The sequence below is a fragment of the Bradyrhizobium sp. genome (assembly GCF_049691595.1).
Classification (GTDB): domain Bacteria; phylum Pseudomonadota; class Alphaproteobacteria; order Rhizobiales; family Xanthobacteraceae; genus Bradyrhizobium.
In genome coordinates, this window is record NZ_JBAVNZ010000132.1 from 1 (window position 1) to 1,911 (window position 1,911).

Below are 1,911 nucleotides of genomic sequence, written 5' to 3' on the forward strand. Positions count from 1 at the left end.
GCTCTATCTTTCAAAATCCTCAGACCGATCTTGGCGACCGCATTGGAGGCACCATCGTCACGGCCACTGCAGGAGGTCTCGCCTCGGTTGCCGGCGGCGGCAAGTTCGAAAATGGCGCGATAACATCCGCATTTGGATATCTATTTAACTTCTTGGGTTGCTCGGCAAGCGTGCAGAAATGCATCGCATCTGACCCGACGCACGAAGAGTATGCCCAGCACTGGGCAGATGGCACTGGATGGCCTGTCCTGCGACTAGGTAATGACCTGAGCCCCAACTTTCATCCACCGATGAGTAGAGTCCCGGTGACATTTGAGCCCAAAGGGCTCGGTGAAGCAACGGGGCGGGGCGCGGAGCCCCTGGCATAGCGCAGCGCCTCGCCCCGTTGCGGTCGGCAAGCACTGCGATCGATGAATTCGTTCGGCGTGAGATCGCCGAGCGAACTGTGAGGGCGAACGTTATTGTAATCGTCCTTCCATGTAGCCAGCGCGGCGCGAGCCTGGACGAGCGAGGTGAACAGCGTCTCGTTGAGCAACTCGTCGCGTAGCCGGCCGTTGAAGCTCTCGATGAAGGCGTTCTGGGTCGGCTTGCCGGGCGCAATGTAGTGCCATTCGATCTGCAGCTCCTGGCTCCAGCGCAGCATCGCCATGCCGGTCAGCTCGGTGCCGTTGTCGGAGACGCACATGACCGGACGGCCGCGCCAGGCAATGATCGCCTCGAGCTCGCGCACTACCCGCAGGCCCGGTAACGAGGTGTCTGCGATCAGCGCCAGGCATTCGCGACTGAAGTCATCGACCACCGCAAGGATACGAAAACGGCGGCCATCGGTGAACGCATCCGACAGGAAGTCGAGGCTCCAGCGCTGGTTCGGCCCCTGCGGGATCGTCAGCGGCGCCCGCGTGCCAAGCGCCCGCTTGCGCCCGACGCGCCGTCGCACCTGCAGCCGTTCCTCACGATAGAGGCGGCGGAACTTCTTGTGGTTCATGGTCAGACCCTCGCGGCGCATCAGCACGAGCAGACGGCGGTAGCCGAACCGGCGGCGAACGGCTGCCAGTTCGCGCAGGCGTGCCCGCACGACGCCATCGTCCGGTCGGCAGCTCCGATAACGGTGCGACGTGCGGTCCGCCCCGATCACTGCACACGCCCGTCGCTCGCTCACCTCGAAGGCACTCTGCAGGTGAGCGACGGCCTCTCGCCTGGCGGCGGGCGTCACCATTTTTTTGAGGTAACGTCCTTGAGCATGGCGTTGTCGAGCATGGCTTCGGCCAAAAGCTTCTTCAGCTTCGCGTTCTCATCCTCCAGCGCCCTTAGCCGTTTGGCGTCGGAGACCTCCAGGCCGCCGTACTTCGCCTTCCACTTGTAGAAGGTCGCACTGCTGATCCCGTACTTGCGGCAGACGTCAGCCGTCGTAGCCCCTGCCTCCTGCTCTCGCAAAATCCCGATGACTTGTTCTTCGCTGAACCGGCTCTTCTTCATCGTCCATTCCCCTATCCGGGTTATGGACTCTACCCATTTTTGGAGGAAATACCGGGGCTCAGGTCACCCGGAATGACGATGCGGAGACCTCACCCCACGCTCACCACCGCGACCGCCAGCAGCGACAGCAGCATCACCGTCGTTACCAGCCGCAGCGAGGCGGTCGGCTGGGTTCGCCAGCGGAACAGTTTTTCGGAAACCGACAGGCTCGCGTCGAAGAACAGCGGTTCGTAGCTGCCCGCGACCAGTTTTGGTAATCGCCGCGCGAGGAAGGGCATGGCGAAGGCGTAGAACAGCGCGGCCAGCGCGACGAAGATCGCGGCGCCGCCGGGATCGCCGACGATCTGGCGGCTCCCGACCAGCTTGAGCAGCAACACGGCGGCGGCGAACGTCGAGACGCCCTGGAAAATGGCGGTCAGCGTCATGCCTTCGAGC

The 1,911-nt window shown here is 63.1% G+C and carries 2 protein-coding genes; both read right to left on the reverse strand.

Translation table 11 applies throughout. From position 1 onward, the window contains the following. Positions 1 to 280 precede the first annotated feature (280 nt). Positions 281 to 1,476, reverse strand: a protein-coding gene (locus tag WCE35_RS05975; protein WP_424592425.1) for an IS3 family transposase whose coding sequence is annotated in 2 segments (ribosomal slippage) — positions 281 to 1,215 and positions 1,215 to 1,476 — 1,197 coding nt in all. Because the reading frame shifts where the segments join, the coding sequence is not laid out codon by codon here. An 89-nt stretch (positions 1,477 to 1,565) separates the two neighbouring features. Continuing rightward, positions 1,566 to 1,911 (reverse strand): hypothetical protein (locus tag WCE35_RS05980; protein WP_424592426.1); only part of this gene is annotated, 346 nt, incomplete at its 5' end.